General features: G+C 72.9%; 16 protein-coding genes. 1 reads left to right on the top strand and 15 read right to left on the bottom strand.

Translation table 11 applies throughout. From position 1 onward, the window contains the following. Window positions 1-172 precede the first annotated feature (172 nt). The 12 genes from ACH4J0_RS37080 to nrdR form a co-directional block, all read right to left on the bottom strand. Entirely contained in the window at window positions 173-1,558 is a 1,386-nt protein-coding gene (locus ACH4J0_RS37080) for an ABC transporter substrate-binding protein (protein ID WP_396245588.1), read from the bottom strand. Between the two features lie 361 nt (window positions 1,559-1,919). After that, window positions 1,920-3,134: a cytochrome P450 gene (locus tag ACH4J0_RS37085; protein ID WP_396245589.1), complete on the bottom strand. Its 1,215-nt coding sequence runs from the start codon at window positions 3,132-3,134 to the stop codon at window positions 1,920-1,922. Window positions 3,135-3,210: 76 nt separating this feature from the next. Then, on the bottom strand, window positions 3,211-4,449 hold the full coding sequence (locus ACH4J0_RS37090; protein ID WP_396245590.1) for a cytochrome P450: 1,239 nt from the start codon (window positions 4,447-4,449) through the stop codon (window positions 3,211-3,213). Continuing rightward, window positions 4,446-5,174: a GTP-binding protein gene (locus tag ACH4J0_RS37095; protein WP_396245591.1), complete on the bottom strand. Its 729-nt coding sequence runs from the start codon at window positions 5,172-5,174 to the stop codon at window positions 4,446-4,448. The genes ACH4J0_RS37090 and ACH4J0_RS37095 overlap by 4 nt, the downstream gene beginning before the upstream one ends. After that, window positions 5,155-5,523 (bottom strand): DUF742 domain-containing protein, encoded by a 369-nt coding sequence (locus tag ACH4J0_RS37100; protein WP_396245592.1) that lies wholly within the window; start codon window positions 5,521-5,523, stop codon window positions 5,155-5,157. The genes ACH4J0_RS37095 and ACH4J0_RS37100 overlap by 20 nt, the downstream gene beginning before the upstream one ends. Beyond that, window positions 5,520-5,960 carry a roadblock/LC7 domain-containing protein gene (locus tag ACH4J0_RS37105; protein ID WP_396245593.1) on the bottom strand — a complete coding sequence of 147 codons (441 nt, stop codon included), beginning with the start codon at window positions 5,958-5,960 and terminating at the stop codon, window positions 5,520-5,522. The genes ACH4J0_RS37100 and ACH4J0_RS37105 overlap by 4 nt, the downstream gene beginning before the upstream one ends. Next, a complete protein-coding gene (locus ACH4J0_RS37110; protein ID WP_396245594.1) occupies window positions 5,960-7,717 on the bottom strand; it encodes a sensor histidine kinase in 1,758 nt (585 codons plus the stop codon). Before ACH4J0_RS37110 ends, ACH4J0_RS37105 begins: the two co-directional genes overlap by 1 nt. A gap of 204 nt (window positions 7,718-7,921) precedes the next feature. After that, window positions 7,922-8,383: a Clp protease N-terminal domain-containing protein gene (locus ACH4J0_RS37115; RefSeq protein ID WP_396245625.1), complete on the bottom strand. Its 462-nt coding sequence runs from the start codon at window positions 8,381-8,383 to the stop codon at window positions 7,922-7,924. Next, window positions 8,281-8,517, bottom strand: coding sequence for an RNA polymerase subunit sigma-70 (locus ACH4J0_RS37120; RefSeq protein WP_396245595.1), 237 nt, complete (start codon window positions 8,515-8,517; stop codon window positions 8,281-8,283). Before ACH4J0_RS37120 ends, ACH4J0_RS37115 begins: the two co-directional genes overlap by 103 nt. 60 nt (window positions 8,518-8,577) lie before the next feature. Further along, window positions 8,578-9,336, bottom strand: a complete 759-nt coding sequence (locus tag ACH4J0_RS37125; RefSeq protein WP_396245596.1) for an SDR family oxidoreductase — start codon at window positions 9,334-9,336, stop codon at window positions 8,578-8,580. Between the two features lie 180 nt (window positions 9,337-9,516). After that, window positions 9,517-12,393, bottom strand: a complete 2,877-nt coding sequence (locus ACH4J0_RS37130; RefSeq protein WP_396245597.1) for a vitamin B12-dependent ribonucleotide reductase — start codon at window positions 12,391-12,393, stop codon at window positions 9,517-9,519. Window positions 12,394-12,629: 236 nt separating this feature from the next. Then, window positions 12,630-13,127: a transcriptional regulator NrdR gene (nrdR, locus tag ACH4J0_RS37135; protein WP_396245598.1), complete on the bottom strand. Its 498-nt coding sequence runs from the start codon at window positions 13,125-13,127 to the stop codon at window positions 12,630-12,632. 342 nt (window positions 13,128-13,469) lie between these two features. Between nrdR and lexA the strand changes: the two genes are divergently transcribed. Next, a complete protein-coding gene (gene lexA, locus ACH4J0_RS37140; RefSeq protein ID WP_396245599.1) occupies window positions 13,470-14,351 on the top strand; it encodes a transcriptional repressor LexA in 882 nt (293 codons plus the stop codon). 110 nt (window positions 14,352-14,461) lie between these two features. Here the strand turns inward: lexA and ACH4J0_RS37145 are convergent, their stop codons facing one another. The 3 genes from ACH4J0_RS37145 to ACH4J0_RS37155 are packed head-to-tail and all read right to left on the bottom strand — an operon-like array spanning window position 14,462 to window position 19,811. After that, window positions 14,462-16,570 carry an ATP-dependent DNA helicase gene (locus ACH4J0_RS37145; RefSeq protein WP_396245600.1) on the bottom strand — a complete coding sequence of 703 codons (2,109 nt, stop codon included), beginning with the start codon at window positions 16,568-16,570 and terminating at the stop codon, window positions 14,462-14,464. Between the two features lie 12 nt (window positions 16,571-16,582). Further along, a complete protein-coding gene (locus ACH4J0_RS37150) occupies window positions 16,583-18,406 on the bottom strand; it encodes an IucA/IucC family protein (protein WP_396245601.1) in 1,824 nt (607 codons plus the stop codon). Then, window positions 18,384-19,811 (bottom strand): lysine N(6)-hydroxylase/L-ornithine N(5)-oxygenase family protein, encoded by a 1,428-nt coding sequence (locus ACH4J0_RS37155; RefSeq protein WP_396245602.1) that lies wholly within the window; start codon window positions 19,809-19,811, stop codon window positions 18,384-18,386. The genes ACH4J0_RS37150 and ACH4J0_RS37155 overlap by 23 nt, the downstream gene beginning before the upstream one ends. Window positions 19,812-19,817 lie beyond the last annotated feature (6 nt).

Consider the following 19,817-nt stretch of genomic DNA (forward strand, 5'->3'; position numbering starts at 1 on the left):
CGGCGGCCCGCGCCCCGGGGCCCGCCCCCTACGCCCCCCGCCCCCCGCGCCGGGCGGGGGGGGGGGGGGGGGGGGGGGGGGGGGGGGGCGCCCCCCCCCCCCCCCCCCGCGACAGGTGGTCCCGAGGTGCACGCCCGGACGACGGGCCTCATCGGGCCCGGTGCGGACCGGTCTACTTCGGCCAGGCGGCGTCGATGTCGCCCGCGACCTTCTGGACCGACTGTCCCTCCGCGAACCAGGCGGTCAGCGACTTCCACTCCTGCCCGGAGCCGACGGCCGCCGGCATCATGTCGGAGGCGTCGAAGCGGAAGGTCGCGCTCGGGTCGGTCAGTGCCTCCGCCGAGAGCTTGTCGATCGGGTCGGTGTACAGGCTCTTGTCCACGCCCTGGTTGGCCGAGACCCAGCCGCTCGCGGTCTTCACCCGGCTGCTCGCCCAGTCCGAGCTGGACAGGTAGTTCTGCACCGCCTGCACCTCGGGCTTGCTGGAGAACGCGGCCAGGAACTCGCCGCCGCCCTCGACCGGGTTGGCGATCGCCGGGTTGACCGCGGGCAGGTGGAAGGCGAAGACGTCACCGTCCGGGGCGACCTTGGTGCCCTTGGGCCACTGCGCCTCGTAGAACGAGGCCTGCTGGAGCATCGCGCACTTGCCGGTGAGAACCGGCGCGCCCGCGTCCTGGAAGGTGGTGGTGGCGATCGACTTGACGTCGCCGTAACCGCCGTTCACCCACGCCGGGTTGAGCATCCAACCGGCGACGGTCTGCATCGCCGCGGTGATCTTCTGGTCGGAGAACTTCACCTGGTGGCCGACCCACTGGTCGTAGACGTCGCCGCCGTACGTGCCGAGCACCACCTCCTCCAGCCAGTCGGTGGCCGGCCAGCCGGTGGCCGTGCCGGAGGCGATGCCGCCGCACCAGGGCTTGGGGCCGCCCGCCTTGGCGATCCGGTCGCTGAGCGCCATCAGGTCCGCCCAGGTCTTGGGCACCTCGTAGCCGGCCGCCGCGAAGGCCTTCGGCGAGTACCAGACCAGGGACTTCATGTTGGCGCTCATCGGAGCCGCGTAGAAGGTGCCGTCGACCGAGCCGTAGGTCTTCCAGACCGGGCTCCACTTGTCCTGGTTGGCGACGGTCTGGGCCGGTGGCTTGACCGCCTTGCCGCTCTTGACCATCTGCGCCAGCAGGCCGGGCTGCGGGATGATCGCGAAGTCCGGGGCGTTGCCGCCGGCCACCCGGACCGGCAGCTGCGACTCGAAGTCGTTGGAGCCCTCGTAGCTGATCTTGATCCCGGTGCACTTGCTGAACTCGGCCCAGGACTTCTCCAGGTTGTCCGACTCCGGGCTGAGGATGGAGGCGAACATCGTCACCGTGGTGCCCGAATGCCCCGCGTACGGCTGGTACTTGGCGCAGTCGCCGGTCAGCGTCCGGGCGGCTCCACCGCCGTCACCCGAACCGCCGGAGCTGTTCGAGCAGGCCGCGGTCAGGGCCAGTGCCGCCAGGAGGGCGGGTACGGCGACCAGTCGGCGGCGGGAACTCGGGGACGGCGCGGTCGGGTTGAGGGTCAATGCGGTCCTCCTCGCCAGGGCGTGCTGCCTGGGGTGGGCTGAACGACATTGCGCTGTACCGGAGATGGGCGGGCAGGGATCGTTGGGGGAGCGGGCGGCCGAACCGATTGGACGACGTTAACGCAGCCGTCGGCCGCCGCCAAGGTCCATGGTCGACCTTCACACACCGGTGCCCCGACCGTGACCTCGGAAACCCGACGACCGCAGCGACGACCACAGCGACGCCCGGGGACACCGGACACCGGACACCGGGCACCGGGCACCGGGCACCGGGCACCGGGCACCGGGCACCGGGCGCCGGGCACCGGACGCCGGGCCCCGCCCGGAACCCGGACAGGGCCTCACCATCCTCGTCCGGCCGTCACCAGAGCCGCACGGGCAGCTCCAGCAGACTGTTCACCACCATCGACGGGCTCGGCCGCAGCTCGCCGTCCGGCACCGCCAGTGACAGCCCGGGGAAGCGCTCGAACAGCGCGGGCAGCGCGACCCCCGCCTCCAGCCGGGCCAGCGGCGAGCCCGGGCAGACGTGCGGACCGTGCCCGAAGGACAGGTGCCGGGTCGGGTCCCGGGTGATGTCGAACAGCTCCGCCGTCACGCCGTGCTGCAGAGGGTCCCGGCCGATCGCGTTGTACGAGACCAGCACCGGCTCGCCCGCCGGGATCACCAGCTCGCCGACCTCGATGTCAGCGGCGGTGAAGCGGAACAGGAAGTTGCTGGTCGGCGGTGTCCAACGGAGCGACTCCTCGACCACCGCGTCCCAGGAGACCCGGCCCGAACGCGCCAGCTCCAGCTGGTCCGGGTGCGCCAGCAGCGCCCGCACCGCGTTGCCGATCAGGTTCACCGTGGTCTCGTGGCCGGCCGCGATGATCACCCGCAGGGTGGCCGCCGCCTCCTCGTCGGTGAGCGCCCCGCCCTCGGTGTCCGCCGCCAGCAGCACGCTCGCCAGGTCCTCGCCCGGTGCCGAACGGCGCTGCGCCACCAGGCCGTTGACGAAGGCGTTCAGACCGGCGACGGTCGCCTGGATGCCCTCCGGGTCGGGCTTGGTGCCGAAGAACCGCTCGTACAGGTCGCGCAGCAGGCCGTGGTCCGACTCCGGGACGCCCAGCAGCGAGCAGATCACCGTCATCGGCAAAGGGAAGGCGAAGGCGGACTTGAGGTCGACCTCCGGGTCCCCGGCAGCCAGGGCGTCCAGCAGCGCGTGGGTGGTCTCCTCCACCCGCGGGCGCATCAGCTCGACCCGGCGCGGGGTGAAGGCCTGGGCGACCAGCGCCCGCAGCCGGCGGTGCTCCGCACCGTCCGTGGTCACCATGCTCGGACCTGGCACCGCCAGGCCGATCAGCGGCCAGGTCCTCGGCACCTCGCCGCGCTGGTAGGCCGCCCAGTGCCGGGCGTCCTTCACCAGCCGGGCGTCGGTGAGCAGGTCGCGCGCGGCCGCGTGCTGCGTCACCGCCCAGGCGGCGACCCCGCCGGGCAGCACCACCGGAACCGCCGGACCGGCGGCCCGCAGCAGGGCACCCTCGGCGGCGTTGTCGCGGGCCAGCGGGTCGAGGGCGATCGGGGCCGGGGCAACGGTCATCGGCGGCAACTCTCCTTCTCGTACGGGGAAACGGAGCACGGGGACACGAGGTCGACTCGTGCGGTGACGACGGGCGTCAGTGACCCGGGGTGAACGCGACCGGCAGCGCGACCAGCCCGCGCACCCAGGCCGAGGGCCGCCACACCAGGGCGTGCTCGGCCACCGCCAGCCGCAGGTCCGGCAACCGGTCCAGCAGTACCTCGATCGCGGTGGTGGCGATCACCTCGGCCGCCTCCTGCGCCGGGAACGGGCAGCCGTGCTCGCCGTACGAGTAGCTCATGTGCGCCCGGTTCCCCTCGGCCGGGCGGCCGTCGGGCCGGCGCACCGACGGATCCGCGTTGGCCCCGGCGAAGCCGAGCAGCAGCATGTCCCCCTCGCCGATCCGCTGGCCGCCGAGCTGGGTGTCCCGCACCGCCCAGCGGCCGGCGAAGATCTGGACGGGCGTGTCCTCCCAGAGCGCCTCGTTGAGCGCCTGGCTGATGCTGCGCCGCCCGCCCGCCAGCGACGCGGAGAACCGCTCGTCGGTGAGCATCAGCCGCAAGGCGTTGGAGATCCAGTACGAGCTCGGCTGGTGACCGGAGATCAACAGCACCCTCAGGTCGCGCATGATCTCGTCGTGGTCCAGGCCCGCGGGGTGGGCCAGCATCCGCGAGGCCACGTCCGCGCCCGGGTACTCGGCCTTCGTCCGGACCACTTCGAGCATCAGCTCCAGCAGCCGCTGGGCGGAGGCCGGCGCGCCCGGACCGCCGTCCAGCATGGTGAGCACCGCGTCGACCAGCTCCGGCGCCCGCTCCTCATCCAGGCCGAACACCCGGCAGAGCACCAGCAACGGCATCAGGTGGGCGTACTCGGCGACCAGATCGGCCTCGCCGCGCCCGGCGAACCCGTCGATCAGCCGGTCGGCGATCTCCTCGGAGTGCTTGCGCAGCTCGTACGGGTCGATCCCGGCCAGTGCGTCGGTGACCGCCCGGGAGCGGCGGACGTGTTCCTCGCCCTCCGTGTACAGCATCGACGGCACCGGGGCCATCATCGGCTTCAGCGGCCAGTCGGCGGGCAGGGTGTCCCAGGCGTGCCAGCGGCTGGAGTCCCGGCCGAACAGCTGCGACTGGCCGGTGACCTGCTGCAGCTCCCGGTAGCCGATGACCAGCCAGGCGGGCACGCCGCCGGCCAGCTCGACCGGGGCGACCGGGCCGTGGGCGGCGCGCAGCTCGCGGTAGAGCTGGGCCGGGTCGGTCTGGAAGCGCGGCCCGTACAGCGGCGTGGCGCCGGCGTGCGCCGGGCAGCCCGGGGGCGGGGTGACGGCGGGCTCGGTCACGGGGTGCTCTCCTCGTAGATCGCGTCGGGTGCTCCGGCGAGGGCGGGCGGCTCGGCAGCGGCGGGGACGGGCGCGAGGGCCTCGGCGTCGGCCGGGGCGGCGGCGTCGGCCCCCGCCAGGGCGTCGGCGTCGGCCCCCGCCAGGGCGGCCAGGTGGTGGACCAGTGAGATCAGCACCCGCTTGCCGGACTCGCGGTCTCGGGCGTCACAGTCCACCAGCGGGACCTCGGGCGGCAGGTCCAGGGCCTCGCGGACCTGCTCCAGGGTGTGGCCGGGCTCGCCGAAGTTGTTGCGGGCGACGATGAACGGGGTGCCGTGGTGCTCCAGCCGGTCGATCGCGTACCAGGAGTCCTCCAGCCGCCGGGTGTCCACCAGGACGACCGCGCCCAGGGCGCCGCTGAACAGCCGGTCCCAGAGGAACCAGAAACGTTCCTGCCCGGGCGCGCCGAACAGGTAGAGCACCTGCCGCTCGGACAGGGTGATCCGGCCGAAGTCGAAGGCGACCGTGGTGGAGCGCTTGCCCCAGCTGCCGGCCGGGTCGATGCCCTCCCCCGCCCGGGTCATCACTTCCTCGGTGTTCAGCGGGCGGATCTCGCTGACCGAGCCGACCAGGGTGGTCTTGCCCACCCCGAAGCCGCCGACCACGACGATCTTCAGCGCGTTGTCGGCGGTCGCCCGCAGCGGGGTGCGCCCCACCGGCGGGACGTCAGAGCCGTTGGAGGCCATGCAGCACCTGCTTCAGCGTGTCGAGATCGGGCAGCCGGGCCTTGTTCGGCGCGAACCTGGGGTGGCGGGCGGTGACCGCCCCGGACTCCAGCAGGTCGCCGAGCAGGATCTTCACCACCGAGACGGGCAGCGACAGCTCCGCGGCCACCTCCACCACGGCGGTCGGGGCCTCGCACATCCGCAGGATCCGGGCGTGCTCCGACTGCATCCCCGGCGCCGGCTGCCGCTCGGTGACGATCAGGGTGACCAGGTCGAAGGCGTTCTCCGGGGCACGGCTGCGGCCCCCGGTGATGGTGTAGAGGCGGTCCGGGTCGTCGTCCCGGCCCGGCAACACCGGCCCGCCGGTCATATCCCGGCGCTCTCTTGCGCGGCGGCCCCGCCGGATTCCCCGCCCCTGGCGGGCGCGCTGAGGTGGATGCCGATCTGCTCGATCAGGCCGTGCATGTTGTGGCCGACCACGCCCACGTCCGCGTCGTCGTCCGTGACCACCGCGAGGTGCGCGCCCTCGCCGGCCGCCACGATGCACAGGATGCCGCCGTGGAACTCGGTCATCGACTGCCGCACGCCGCCGCTGCCGTCGCCGAACTCGATCGAGGCGCCGTGCGCCAGGCTCTGCAGCCCGGAGGCGATCGCGGACAACTGGTCCGCCTGGTCGGCGCTCAGCCCGGCGGTGTGGCAGAGCTTGAGGCCGTCGGCGGAGAGAACCAGGGCGTGCCGGGTGCCGGGGGTTGCCGCCAGCAGGTTTTCCAACAGCCAGTCGAGGTCGCGGTCGGTGGCGCTGCTCATCAGGAGTCCTTCTCGGTGACGGGGGAAGCGTCGGGCGTGGTGTCGGTGTCCGCGGTCGGCGTCGCCCCGGATGCGGGCAGCGCCGGCTGGGCGGCCCGGCGGAAGGCGCCGAACCGGGCGGCGGCGCGCGCCGCGTCGGTCCGTACGGGCTTGGTGGCCGGGGCCGCCGCCGGGGCGGTGGTGGCCAGCGTCTGCCCGCGGCGGCGCTGCGGCAGCCCGCTGTCGGTCATCCGGGCGCGCGCGGACGGGGCCTGGGCGGGGACGGTGGGAGCCGGAACCGCCGTCGCGGTCGGGGCCGGTACCGCCGTCGCGGTCGGGGCCTGGACCGGTGCGGCGGTGGGAGCGCCGGGGACCGGCGGCAGTGGGGCGGGCAGTGGGCGGGCGGGGGTGAGCGCGGGGCGCACGGCCTCCGCGGCGGGCGCGGGCGCAGGGGTGGACGCCGGAGCCAGGTGGGTGACCAGCTGCTGCGGGATCAGCATCACCACCCCCGTGCCGCCGCGCGCCGACGGCCGGAAGGAGATCTGCAGCCCGTGCTTGCGCGCCAGCACGCCGACCACCGCGAGGCCCAGCCGGGTGCCGGCGGAGAGCGTCGCCAGGTCCAGCGGCTCCGCGGAGACGGCGCGTTCGGCCCGGCGCAGCCAACTGTCGCTCAGGCCCAGCCCGCTGTCCTCGACGGTGACCGCCAGACCGGCCGGCACCTCCTCGACGTAGACGTGCACCTCGGCCGGCGGGGCGGAGAAGTTGGTGGCGTTGTCCAGCAGTTCGGCCAGTGCGTGCATCACGCCCTCGGCGGCGAAGCCGGCGACCGCGGCGGTGCTGGCGTTGTGCAGCCGCACCCGCTGGTAGGCGCCGATCCGGCCGAGCGCGCCGCGCAGCACCGACTCCACCGCGATCGGCTTGGCCCAACGACGGCCCGAGCGGGCGCCGGTGAGCACCGCGATGCTGTCCGCCATCCGGCCCGCCTGGGCGGTCGAGTGGTCCAGTCGCAGCAGGTCGCCGAGGACCTCCTCGTCGTGCCGGTGCTGCATCTCGCGCAGTTCGGCGTGCATGCTCGTGGCCAGCGCCTGGACCCGGCCGGCGGCCGTCGCGCAGACCGCGAGCGCGGCGGCCCGCAGCCGCTCGCCCCGGCCGATCTCCTCGCCGACGGCGCGCAGCAGCGCGTACTGGGGGTGCTTGCGGTGGGCGGCCAGCGCACTGTCCACGGCCGCGCCCCCACGCAGCTTCTTCACCACCTCGGGCAGCACGCCCTCGGGGATCCGCTCCAGCTCGGCCCGCTCGGCGGCGGCCCGCTCCCGTTCCGCCTCGACCTCGGCCCGCTCGGCGTCCCGCTCGGTCCGCAGCCGGGCCAGCTCGGTGTGCGCGGCTGCGACGTCGGCCTCGGCGCGGGCCTGCTCGGCGCGAGCGGCGTCGCGTTCGGTGAGCGCGGCGGCGGCCCGGTCCCGGGCGGCCGTCTCGGCCTGCCGGGCGGTGCCCGCGGCGACCAGCGCGGCCCGGGTCTCCTCGTGCTGGGCGGCCAGCTCCTCGGCCAGCCGGCGGGAGCGCTCGGCGCCGCTCGCGGCGACGCCCACCGCGATCAGCCAGAGCACCCCCACGGCAGCCACGGCGACGGCGGTGAGCGGCTGGTGCGCGCCCAGGGCCCGGCCGATGCCGACCGGTGCGGCGACCAGCGCCAGCAGGACGGCGGCCGCGGTCAGGGCGGCGGTGCGTGGCGCCGGACGGCGGCGCGGCCGACCGTCGGGGCTGGTGGCTTCTCTCATCGGTGCGGTCCTCGGCAACGTCGGCGGGCGGCGGCGCGGGCGGCGGGTCGGCGACGGTTGCGGCCGCCGACAGCTGGTCGGGCGCATACCAGACCGCCCGACGACGTCGCGAAACGTCTCCGGGCGGCTGATCGGTTCACGCTTTGGGCCGATCATATCGATTCAGACATTGGCCTCAAGCCGCTAGTTGACGGCCAAACTCCTTCATCCACGCCGAACCGGCCCACTCGGACCAGTTTCGCCTCCACCGCCTGGTGCACGGCCGCCGGGTCCAGCCCGTGGTCGACGACCACCCGCAGCCCGAGGCCGTCCTCCACCCGGAGCGCCCCGAGCAGCCCCTCGGCGTCGCCCCCCCGGCCCGAGCAGCCGGACCACCGAGCGGCGCGCCGCCTCGTGGTCCAGGCCCATGCCGATCAGGACCTCGGCCACCGGGTCGTCCGGCCCGGCCAGGATCGCCAGCAGCAGGTGCTGCGTCCCGACGTGGCCGTGCCCCAGCCCCCTCGCCTCCCCTGCGCGACGACCACGACCTGCCGTGCCGCTGCGGTGAAACGCCCGAACATCGCTCAGCCTCCGTCCTCGCCCTTGCCGGGCGTCCGCCGTGCGTACTTCTTGTGCACCGCCTGCCTGGTGACCCCGAGGCAGACCGCGATGTCCTGCCAGGACCAGCCCTGCGACCGGGCGTTCTCCACCTGTAGGGACTCCAGGCGGTCCGCCAGACCACGCAGGGCGCGGACCGCCCGGAGCCCCACGGCGGGATCACGACTGCTCGCGGCGGCCGCGAGTTCTCCGCTCTCGCTCATGGCGTCAACTATGGTTGACAAACCGAGCGTGCGTCAACCCCGGTTGACACCTTGTGGAGCTCACCCGACCCGCCGCGCCAGCGCCTCCTCGAAGGTCCCCCGGCCCACCGCCCGCTCCGGCGCCGTGAGCCCACCCGCCCGCAGGGCCCGGCCCGCCGCACCCGGGATCCACAGCGGCACCACCAACCGCCGCCGGCCCGACGCCCGCAGGTACGCCCCGGCCAGTTCCCGGTACGACCGCACCCGCGGCCCGCCCACCTCCGGCGCGAACCCGGCCGGCTCCCGCCCCACCCGCTCCACGACGTGCCCCGCCACCTCCCGGACCTCCACCGGCTGGATCAGCGCGCCGCTCACCACCGGGAACACCGGCAGCTTCGCGCTCAGGTCGAAGGCCTTCAGCAGCAGGTCGTGGAACTGCGTCGCCCGCAGCACCGTCCACCCGAGCCCCGACTCCCGCAGCACCCGCTCGCAGCCGAGCTTCGCCCGGTAGTACGCGACCGGCACCCGGTCGATCCCCACGATCGACACGTACACCAGGTGCCGCACCCCGGCCTCCCGGGCCTCCGCCACCAGCCGCCCGAGCGCCGCCACGTCCTCCTTCCCCTGCGTGGTCGCACAGTCCACCACCGTCTCGACCCCGGCGACCGCCGCCGCGATCCCGGCCCCGGTCACCAGGTCCCCGACCACCCACTCGACCCCGTCACCCGCCTCCCGCGCCCGCCGGCTCAACCCCCGCACCGCCACCCCGCGTGCCAGCAACAGCCGCACCACCTCCCGGCCCAAGGTCCCCGTCGCCCCGGTCACCAGCACCGTCCCCATCGCCGCACCACTCCTCTCGGAACACGCCGTCACCCCTACGGACCGGACACCGCCCGCATTCGTGACATCGGCGTCGCCGGGAAGGGAAGAGTCGCCGGGAAGAGAAAAGAGGCGGGGCGAGGACTCGAAGTCCTCGCCCCGCCTCAGCGGCGGCTCACCCGCGCGGGGTCAGTCCGGCGGTCAGCTGCAGCCGCTGGTGGAGCCGCAGCCCTCGCAGAGGTAGCAGCTGCCGGCGCGGCGCATCTTGGTGCCGCAGGAGAAGCAGAGCGGCGCGTCGGCGTTGAGGCCGAGCTGGATCTCCATCAGCTCCGTGGAGTTGTGGGCCTGCTTCGGGGCCGGCTTGGGCGCCTCGACGGCCGGGGCCGGCTTGGCGGGGGCCACCGGGGCGGACTGGGCCAGGGACTCGGTGTCGAGCTCCTCGGCCTCCAGCGGCTCGTAGGAGCCCGTCTCCAGGTGGCGGGTGCGCTCCTCGACGGAGTGGATGCCGAGTGCCGAGCGGGTCTCGAAGGGCAGGAAGTCCAGCGCCAGGCGGCGGAAGATGTAGTCGACGATCGACTGGGCCATCCGCACGTCCGGGTCGTCGGTCAGACCGGCCGGCTCGAAGCGCATGTTGGTGAACTTGGAGACGTAGGTCTCCAGCGGCACGCCGTACTGCAGGCCGACCGAGACGGCGATGGAGAAGGCGTCCATCATGCCCGCGAGGGTCGAGCCCTGCTTGGACATCTTCAGGAAGACCTCGCCGAGGCCGTCGTCCGGGTAGGAGTTGGCGGTCATGTAGCCCTCGGCGCCACCGACCGTGAAGGAGGTGGTGATGCCCGGACGGCCCTTGGGCAGGCGCTTGCGGACCGGGCGGTACTCGACGACCTTCTCGACCGCGATGGGAACGGCGGTCTCCTCGGACTTGTCCTCGGAGTCCTTCTTCTTGGCCGAGAGCGGCTGGCCGACCTTCGAGTTCTCGCGGTAGATGGCGAGCGCCTTGACGCCCATCTTCCACGCCTTGAAGTAGATCTCCTCGACGTCCTCGACGGTCGCGCCGGCCGGCATGTTCACCGTCTTGGAGATGGCGCCGGAGATCCACGGCTGGATCGCCGACATCATCCGCACGTGCCCCATCGGGGAGATGGAGCGCTCGCCCATCGCGCAGTCGAACACCTCGTAGTGCTCGGTCTTCAGGCCGGGCGCGTCCACCACGTTGCCGTGCTCGGCGATGTGGGCGACGACCGCCTCGATCTGCTCGTCCTGGTAGCCCAGGCGCTTGAGGGCGCGCGGGACGGTGCCGTTGACGATCTGCATCGAGCCGCCGCCGACCAGCTTCTTGAACTTGACCAGGGCGAGGTCGGGCTCGACGCCGGTGGTGTCGCAGTCCATCATCAGGCCGATGGTGCCGGTCGGGGCGAGCACCGAGGCCTGGGCGTTGCGGAAACCGTTCTGCGCGCCGATGCGCAGCACGTCCTGCCAGGACTTGTTGGCCGCGAGCCAGACCGGGGCGTCCAGGTCGTCGAAGGAGACGGCGTCCAGGGAGGCGTCGGCGTGCTGCTTCATGACCTGCTGGTGCGCGGCCGCGTTGCGGGCGTAGCCGTCGTACGGGCCGACCACACCGGCGAGTTCGGCGCCGCGGCGGTAGGCGGTGCCGGTCATCAGCGAGGTGATGGCACCGGCCAGGGCACGGCCGCCCTCGCTGTCGTAGGCGTGGCCGGTGGCCATCAGCAGGGCGCCGAGGTTGGCGTAGCCGATGCCGAGCTGACGGTAGGCGCGGGTGGTCTCGCCGATCTTCTCGGTCGGGAAGTCGGCGAAGCAGATGGAGATGTCCATCGCGGTGATGACCAGCTCGACGACCTTGGCGAAGGCCGCGGCGTCGAACGAGTCGTCCTCGCGCAGGAACTTCATCAGGTTCAGCGAGGCGAGGTTGCAGCTGGAGTTGTCCAGGTGCATGTACTCCGAGCACGGGTTGGAGGCGTTGATGCGGCCGGACTCGGGGCAGGTGTGCCAGTGGTTGATGGTGGAGTCGTACTGGATTCCGGGGTCGGCGCAGGCCCAGGCGGCCTCGGCCATCTTGCGGAACAGCTTCTTCGCGTCGACGGTCTCGATGGCCTCGCCGGTCATCCGGGCGCGCAGGCCGAAATCGGTGCCGTTCTCGACGGCGGTCATGAATTCGTCGCTGACGCGGACCGAGTTGTTGGCGTTCTGGTACTGGACGGACGTGATGTCGTCGCCGCCGAGGTCCATGTCGAAGCCCGCGTCGCGCAGGGCGCGGATCTTCTCCTCCTCCTTCACCTTGGTCTCGATGAAGGCCTCGACGTCCGGGTGGTCGACGTCGAGCACGACCATCTTGGCCGCGCGGCGGGTTGCGCCACCGGACTTGATGGTGCCGGCCGAGGCGTCGGCGCCGCGCATGAAGGAGACCGGGCCGGAGGCGTTGCCGCCGGAGGACAGCAGTTCCTTGGAGGAGCGGATGCGGGAGAGGTTGAGGCCGGCGCCGGAGCCGCCCTTGAAGATCATGCCCTCTTCCTTGTACCAGTCGAGGATCGACTCCATGGAGTCGTCGACGGACAGGATGAAGCAGGCGCTGACCTGCTGGGGCTGCTTGGTGCCGACGTTGAACCAGACCGGCGAGTTGAAGCTGAACACCTGGTGGAGGAGGGCGTGCGTCAGCTCGTGCTCGAAGATCTCGGCGTCGTCCTTGGTGGCGAAGTAGCCGTGCTTCTCGCCGGCCGCGCGGTAGGTGAGCACCACGCGGTCGATGATCTGCTTGAGGCTCCACTCGCGCTGCGGGGTGCCGACGGCGCCGCGGAAGTACTTGGAGGTGACGATGTTGACGGCGTTGACCGACCAGAAGTCCGGGAACTCCACCCCGCGCTGCTCGAAGTTGATCGAGCCGTCGCGCCAGTTGGTCATGACGACGTCGCGCCGCTCCCAGCGGACCTCGTCGTACGGGTGCACGCCAGGGGTGGTGTAGATGCGCTCCATCCGGAGACCGCCCTTCGGGGCCTTGGCGCCCTTGGCCGCGGCCTTCTCGGACTTCGACCCGCGTGCGGAACCGCTCGTGGTGTCTGTCACTTCTCGCTCCTCCTCCTGGGCAAACGCCCGAAGTGCCCCGAAAAGTCCGGGCACCGCTGGTTCGTTCTTCCGGTGTGCGGGCAGGCGGAGACCCCGCCCGCTTACGCACGGTTCGTAGTGTTTCGCGCCCCGTTTCCGGGCACGCGTGGGCCCACGCGGGGCCTGTGGTGCTGACGGCCCGTGGGGGCCTCGTGGCGTGTCGGCCGTGGCGGGCCCGCGGGGGCCCGGCGCGCCTCCTAGGGCGCGGCGGCGGGGACCGGCACGCAGGTGCCGTCCGCCTCGGTGGCGGGCTGCTCGGCGCGGAGCTCCGCGATGGCGGCCTCGAAGTCCTCGAGTCCGTCGTACGCCTGGTACACGCTGGCGAAGCGCAGGTACGCGACCAGGTCGAGTTCCTTCAGCGGGCCGAGTATGGCCAGCCCGACGTCGTGGGTGGTCAGTTCCGCGTTGCCGCTGGCGCGCACGCACTCCTCGACCCGCTGCCCGAGCTGGGCGAGGGCGTCCTCGGTGACCGGGCGGCCCTGGCAGGCCTTGCGGACTCCGGTGATCACCTTCTGCCGGGAGAAGGGTTCGGTGACGCCACTGCGCTTGATGACCATGAGCGCGGCCGTCTCCACGGTGGTGAAACGGCGACCGCAGTCCGGGCACTGTCGACGACGGCGAATGCAGCTGCCGTCCTCGGTGGTCCGGCTGTCGACAACGCGGCTGTCGGAGTGCCGGCAGAAGGGGCAGTGCACCTGGGGATCCCTCCCTGGCAGGACGTGCGGACCGGTTGAGTCTAAGCGATGCGCCCCGGACCTCGGCAAGCTGATCATGCGATGCGACCACTAGTACTGGGCACGGGGAGGACTCTAGCCACTACATCTAGGCCTTCGGGGGATACGGCGCCCCTGGCGTGTCGCCGCGGATTAGACTTCCGGAGTCGACATCCGGTCGAACAATTGCTCGATGTACAACAAAGCCTTGATCGAGTCAGCCAACTCCCGAATAATTCACTCGAACGTGTGTTTGGCGCAACCTTTCGATACGAGGTGCGTTGGGCTGGAAAAGGGAGAGGACAGCCGTCGAGAGGGGCCGCCGTGAACACCATCGAAAGCAACACCATCCCGGTGCAGGAACACTCCCAGTTCAAGGTGGGGCAGCGCACCACGAATCAGCAGAGCGTGGACATCAGCATGGACCGTAGCGAAGACCACCGCCTCTCCGGCCCGGCCGTTTCCACCACCGGCCGTGTTCCCGACCAGCCGATCGAACACCCCCCCGCCATGGACGACACCCACCCCTCGCCGGCCCGCGCGATGCCCGGCCGCCCCCCCGGCATCCGCACCGACGAGGCCGGCCTCACCGAGCGCCAGCGCCGGGTGATCGAGGTCATCCGCGACTCCGTCCAGCGCCGCGGCTACCCGCCGTCCATGCGCGAGATCGGCCAGGCCGTGGGCCTGTCCAGCACCTCCTCGGTCGCCCACCAGCTGATGGCCCTGGAGCGCAAGGGGTTCCTCCGCCGCGACCCGCACCGCCCGCGCGCCTACGAGGTCCGCGGCGTCGAGGTGGCCCGCCCCAACACCGCCGAGACGGCCGGGCGCCCCTCCACCTCCTACGTGCCGCTGGTCGGCCGGATCGCCGCCGGCGGCCCGATCCTGGCCGAGCAGACCGTCGAGGACGTCTTCCCGCTGCCCCGCCAGCTGGTCGGCGAGGGCGAGCTGTTCGCGCTCACTGTGCGCGGCGACTCGATGATCGAGGCGGCCATCTGCGACGGCGACTGGGTCACCGTGCGCCGCCAGCCGGTCGCCGAGAACGGCGACATCGTGGCCGCGATGATCGACGGCGAGGCCACCGTGAAGCGGCTCAAGCGCGAGGACGGCCGGATCTGGCTGATGCCGCACAACCCGGCGTACGAGCCGATCAACGGCGACAACGCCACCATCCTGGGCAAGGTCGTCGCGGTCCTGCGCCGGCTCTGATCGGCGCGGACCGCCGCACACCGGAGAGGGGCTCCACCGCGGCAGCGGGGAGCCCCTCCGGCGTTCACGGGCCCGAAGGCGGAGGAGGGCCCGAAGGCGGAGTAGGGCCCTCAGCCCCGCTTTACCACCGGCCGCACCGGCGCCGCCGAGGCGTCGATCGCCGCCAGCGAGCGGCGCACCTGGTTGCGGTCCGTGGTGTACCAGAACTCCGGCATCGAGGACCGGAAGAATCCCCCGTACCGCTTGGTCTCCACCCGCGGGTCGAGCACCGCCACCACGCCCCGGTCGTCCGCCGCACGCACCAGCCGGCCCGCGCCCTGCGCCATCAGCAGCGCCGCGTGCGTCGCCGCGACGGCCATGAAGCCGTTACCGCCGTGCTGTTCGACGTCCTTCTGACGGGCGCTCATCAGCGGGTCGTCGGGCCGGGGGAAGGGGATGCGGTCCATCACGACCAGCTGGCAGGCCGAGCCGGGCACGTCCACGCCCTGCCACAGCGAGAGCGTGCCGAACAGGCAGGTGGTCGCGTCCGAGGCGAACTCCCGGATCAACTCGCCCAGGGTGTCCTCGCCCTGGAGCAGGATCCGGTGGTCCAGCCGCTCCCGCATCGCCTCCGCGGCCGCCTTCGCCCCGCGCATCGAGGAGAACAGGCCCAGCGTCCGCCCGCCGGCCGCACCGATCAGCTCCTCCAACTCGTCCAGCATGTCCGGCCGTTCGGGATCGCGCCCGGGGTCGGCGAGGTGCTTGGCGACGTACAGGATGCCCTGCTTGGGGTACTTGAACGGCGAGCCGACGTCGATCCCCCGCCAGTACGGGACGGAATCCTCCCCGAAGCCGGGCTCCGGGTTGTCGCCGGGCGTGCGCTCGTCCGGCAGCCGGGTCTCCTTGGGAAGACCGAGCGAGCCGGCCACCCCGTTGAAGTCCCCGCCGAGCTTGAGGGTGGCCGAGGTGAGCACGACCGAGCGCTCCTTGTAGAGCCCCTCGCGCAGCAGCCCGGACACGCTCAGCGGCGCGACCCGCAGCGAGGCGGTGCCCAGCCCGTAGCGGTCGCTGCGCTCGATCCAGATCACGTCGTACTCGGAGTCCTCCAGCAGCCGCTCGGCGGTCTCGTGCAGGGTCTCGGCCGAGGCCATCGCCTGCTTGCGGACCGCGTCCTCGTCGCTGAGCCCCTTGTCCCTGGTCTCGCCGAGCGAGGTGATCACCTGCCGGGCGGCGTCCCTGATCGCGGTGACCGCGTACGCCAGGTACTCGGGCAGCTCCTCGACCCGGCCGGGCTGGGCGGTCTCCATCAGGCCGTGGTAGTTCTCGGCGGCGGCCTGCAGCAGGTCCACGGCCTTCTCGTTGGCCAGCCGGGCCGCCCGCTTCACCGCCCGGTTGACGGCGCCGACGGTCAGTTCGGCGGTGGCCGCGCCGGTGACCCGGTTCACCAGCTCGTGCGCCTCGTCCACGATCAGCAACCCGTGCTCGGGCAGCACCGGCGCGCCCTCGATCGCGTCGATCGCGAGCATCGCGTGATTGGTGACCACGACGTCCGCCAGCTTGGCGCGCTCCCGGGCCTTCTCCGCGAAGCACTCCTGCCCGTACGCGCAACGGCTCGCGCCCAGGCACTCCCTGGAGCTGACGGACAGCTGCGCCCAGGCCTTGTCCGAGACGCCGGGGCTCATGTCGTCCCGGTCCCCGGTCTCGGTCTCGTCCGCCCAGTCGCGCAGCCGCAGCACCTCCTGTCCGAGCTTGCCGGTGGGGCCGCCGAGCGCGTCCACCGGGTCGAACAGGCCCTCGCCCTCGTCGCTCGGGGTGCCCTCGTTGGCCCGGTGCAGGCACAGGTAGTTGGAGCGGCCCTTGAGCATCGCGTACAGCGGACGGCGGCGCAGCACAGGGTGCAGCGCCTCCACCGTCCGCGGCAAGTCCCGCTCCACCAGCTGGCGTTGCAGCGCCAGGGTCGCGGTGGCGACGACCACGCGGTCGCCGTGGGCGAGGGCCGGCACCAGGTAGGCGAGGGACTTGCCGGTGCCGGTGCCGGCCTGGACGAGCAGGTGCTCGGCGTGGTCGACGGCGTCGGCGACGGCCTCAGCCATCCGCACCTGGCCGGGGCGCTCGACGCCGCCGACGGACTCGACCGCGGCGTGCAGCAGCTCGGGGATCCGCGAGCGCGGGACGGCGACGGCTTCCTCGGCCTCGTCGCCGAGGTCCGTCGCGGGCTGGGATTCGGAGTCGTTCGTCATGACCCTTCCACCCTACGGGGCCGGGGTGACAATCCGGTCCCGTTGTCCCGGAAGGCGCACCTCCACGGTGACCAGGGCGTTCGGCACCGTCCCGTGCCGGACGGCGTGCGGGCGGTGGGGGCGGTCCTGGTAGCCGTCCATGATCAGCCGGTTGCGGTTGAGGCAGAGCCGGTCGATCCGGGGCCGGAACAGGTCGAACAGCTCGAAGCGCTCGCCCAGCTCGGGGAAGCGGTCCTGGTAGCGGTGGATCCCGGCGCGCAGCAGGGCCCAGAACTCGGCCTCGGGCAGTCCGGTCTGCGCCTCCAGCAGCGGGGCGAGGTAGCGGAAGACGCCGATGAACAGCCCGGAGTGGATGAACTGGCACAGGCCCTGGGGGTCGTCCCGCAGCAGCACGTCGGCGACCTCGGCGGGCAGGTCGCGCAGTTCGGGCAGATCCTGGTCGCTGAGGTTGACGTCGTCGACGAAGTCCTTGACCGCGAGCCGGGTCGGGGTGCCGCGCTCGTCGAAGACCACGATGGCGTTCTCCCCGTGCGGGGAGAAGACCAGTCCGTAGCGGTAGAGGAAGTGCAGCAGCGGCGGCAGCATCGCGGCGAACAGCCGGCCGGTCCACTCGGCGGGGGTGAGGCCGGAGCGGGTGATCAGTTCGGCGGCCAGCGCCCGCCCGTCGGAGCCGGTCTGCAGCAGGGCGGCGAGGGTGCGGGCGCGTTCGTCCGGGGCGAGGAAGGGTCCGAGCGGCTCGCGCCAGATCGCGCCGAGCAGCTCCTTGTACTGGTACGGCGATTCGGGCATCTCCCGGTAGACGGGGTGGTCGACGGTGACGGAGGCGATCTCGCCGAGCAGGATCACCCGGCACTCGTCCCGCAGGTACGGGTCCGCGTCGCGCAGCCGGTGCAGCCAGGCGGTGACGGCGGGCGCGGCGAGGGTCCGTTCGACCGGCAGTCCCCGCCAGACCAGTGTGTTGAGGATGGACAGCGGCAGCTTGACGGTGCAGCGCTCGGGGTGGGCGGTGTTGAAGAAGGAGCGGATGGACTGCTGGGGCAGCCGTGGGTCGCCGTCCGAGGGCAGCGGGACGATCTCGCCGGAGGCGATCCAGGGGGCGAACAGCGGCAGGACCGTCTCGTCCCACTGCCAGGGGTGGACGGGCAGCAGCAGGTAGTCGTCGGCGTCGGCGCCGAGCGGGGCGCGCAGCGCGGCCACGTCGTCCACCTCGCGGGCGTACAGCTGCTCGGGGTGCTCCAGGCCGGGCACGCCGCGGTACTGGGCGAGCCGGCGGTGGACGGCGATCCAGGGCAGCGGGCGGGGGCTGCGGGCCTCCGGGGTCCAGCGGGCGGAGTCGGTGCCGGAGAAGCCGATCCGGCCCTTGCTGGGGACGATCCACGGGTGGCCGCCCTGCCGCCCCTCCAGAGCGGGGTGGTCGAGGTCGGCGAGTTCGGCGGCGGTGAGCGCGGTGGCGAGCTGGCGGGCGTCGGCGGTCAGGGTGGCGGAGAGTTCGCGGATCAGGTGGGCGGTGGTCTCGCCGCGCATCCCGAGGGTCTCCCGGGCGTACGGCAGGAAGCGCAGCGGGTCCAGGCCGTCCGGCTGGGAGCAGCGGACCGACTCCGGGTCGACCTGCCAGCTGTCGTAGGCGCCGCGCCGGGCGGCGAAGCGGTACTCGGCCTCGGGCAGCTTCAGCAGGTACTCCCCGTCGAGCGCGCCCGGGACGGGCCTGATGAGATCCTCGTAGGCGAACTCGCCGAGCATCTTGGCCAGCAGGGCGCGGCCGGCCCGCTGCCAGTGCCCGGCGGTGAGGTGCGGGGGCAGGTAGAGCGGCGGTTCAGCGGCCGACGGTTGCGGCACGGGTCAGCTCCTGGGGGCGGGGGACGACGGGGGCGGGTGGTTCGGTCGGGGCGGTGGGGACGGCCGGGACGGTGGCCGCGGCGGGGACGGGCGGCGCGAAGCCGGTCCAGGCGGTGCGCTCGGGCAGCCGGTGGACGGTCCGTCCGGTGACGGCGTTGAGGATGACGGCGGCCCGGTGGGCGCCGAGGCCGAGGTCGGGGGTGCCGACGCCGTGGGTGTGCAGTTCGGCGTTCTGGACGTAGAGGCCGCCGGCGAGCCCGGGCCGGGTGGCGACCCTGTGGTCGAGGTCGACCCGGTAGCGCCCGGACTCGTCCCAGTCGATCAGGTGGGCGAGCGGTTCGAGGGCGGCCGGGCGGGCGGCGCGGTAGCCGGTGGCGAGCACCACGGCATCGGTGCGCACCACGTGCTCGGCGCCGGAGTCGGTGTGCCGGCAGCACAGTTCGAGGCCGCCGCAGGGGCCGGGGCGGGCATCGGTGACGGCGGTGCCCGGGGTGATCTCGACCGGGGCGGTGTCGATCGGGCGGCCGATGGTGCGCTCGTAGAGGTGGTCGTGGATCTCGGCGAGCGTCTCGGCGCTGGCGGCCTTGTGCAGCTGCCACTGGGCGGTGACCAGGGCGTCCCGTACGGGGCCGGGCAGGCCGTGGAAGTAGCGGGTGTAGTCGGGGGTGAAGTGCTCCAGGCCGAGCTTGGAGTACTCCATGGGGGCGAGCGCCCTGGTCCGGGTGAGCCAGCGCAGCCGGACGCCGTCGCCCTCGTGGCGGCGGAGCAGGTCGAGGAAGACCTCGGCACCGGACTGTCCGCTGCCGACCACGGTGATGTCCCGGGCGCCGGCCAGGTCGGCGCGGCGGTCCAGGTACTCGGCGGAGTGGAAGGCCCGCGGGTGGTTCGCCAGCCCGGCGAAGGCCTCGGGCAGCACGGGCCGGGTGCCGACGCCGAGCGCGAGGTTGCGGGCCCTGGCCTCGGTGCGCCGCCCGGTCGCGGTGTCCGTCAGCTCGACCCGGAACAGCGGGCCCTCCCGGTGCAGGGCGGTGACCTCGGTGCCGAAGCGGCAGTTGGACAGCCGTTCGGCGGCCCAGCGGCAGTAGTGGTCGTACTCCCGGCGGGGCAGCTGGAAGCGCTCGGCGAAGTAGAACGGGAACAGCCGGTCCTGGGCGCGCAGGTAGTTGAGGAAGGACCATGGGCTGGTCGGGTCCACCAGCGAGACCAGGTCGGCGAGGAAGGGCACCTGCATCCGGGCGCCGTCCACCAGCATGCCGTGGTGCCAGCGGAACTCCGGGCGCTGGTCGCAGAAGAGCGTGCGCAGGCCGGGTACGGGCTCGGCGAGGGCCGCGAGCGAGAGGTTGAACGGGCCGATGCCGACGCCAAGCAGGTCGTACGGGGGGTCGTGCGGGAGGAGGGTGTCCACTGGCGT

This window comes from Kitasatospora sp. NPDC017646, from assembly GCF_044329365.1.
In the GTDB taxonomy this organism is placed as follows: Bacteria; Actinomycetota; Actinomycetes; order Streptomycetales; family Streptomycetaceae; genus Kitasatospora.

What these genes read in the sequence shown, in the direction of transcription:
- ACH4J0_RS37085 (WP_396245589.1), bottom strand. Translation starts at nt 3,134, where the DNA reads ATGACCGTTGCCCCGGCCCCGATCGCCCTCGACCCGCTGGCCCGCGAC.
- ACH4J0_RS37095 (WP_396245591.1), bottom strand. Translation starts at nt 5,174, where the DNA reads ATGGCCTCCAACGGCTCTGACGTCCCGCCGGTGGGGCGCACCCCGCTG.
- ACH4J0_RS37100 (WP_396245592.1), bottom strand. Translation starts at nt 5,523, where the DNA reads ATGACCGGCGGGCCGGTGTTGCCGGGCCGGGACGACGACCCGGACCGC.
- ACH4J0_RS37105 (WP_396245593.1), bottom strand. Translation starts at nt 5,960, where the DNA reads ATGAGCAGCGCCACCGACCGCGACCTCGACTGGCTGTTGGAAAACCTG.
- ACH4J0_RS37110 (WP_396245594.1), bottom strand. Translation starts at nt 7,717, where the DNA reads ATGAGAGAAGCCACCAGCCCCGACGGTCGGCCGCGCCGCCGTCCGGCG.
- ACH4J0_RS37120 (WP_396245595.1), bottom strand. Translation starts at nt 8,517, where the DNA reads ATGAGCGAGAGCGGAGAACTCGCGGCCGCCGCGAGCAGTCGTGATCCC.
- ACH4J0_RS37125 (WP_396245596.1), bottom strand. Translation starts at nt 9,336, where the DNA reads ATGGGGACGGTGCTGGTGACCGGGGCGACGGGGACCTTGGGCCGGGAG.
- ACH4J0_RS37145 (WP_396245600.1), bottom strand. Translation starts at nt 16,570, where the DNA reads ATGACGAACGACTCCGAATCCCAGCCCGCGACGGACCTCGGCGACGAG.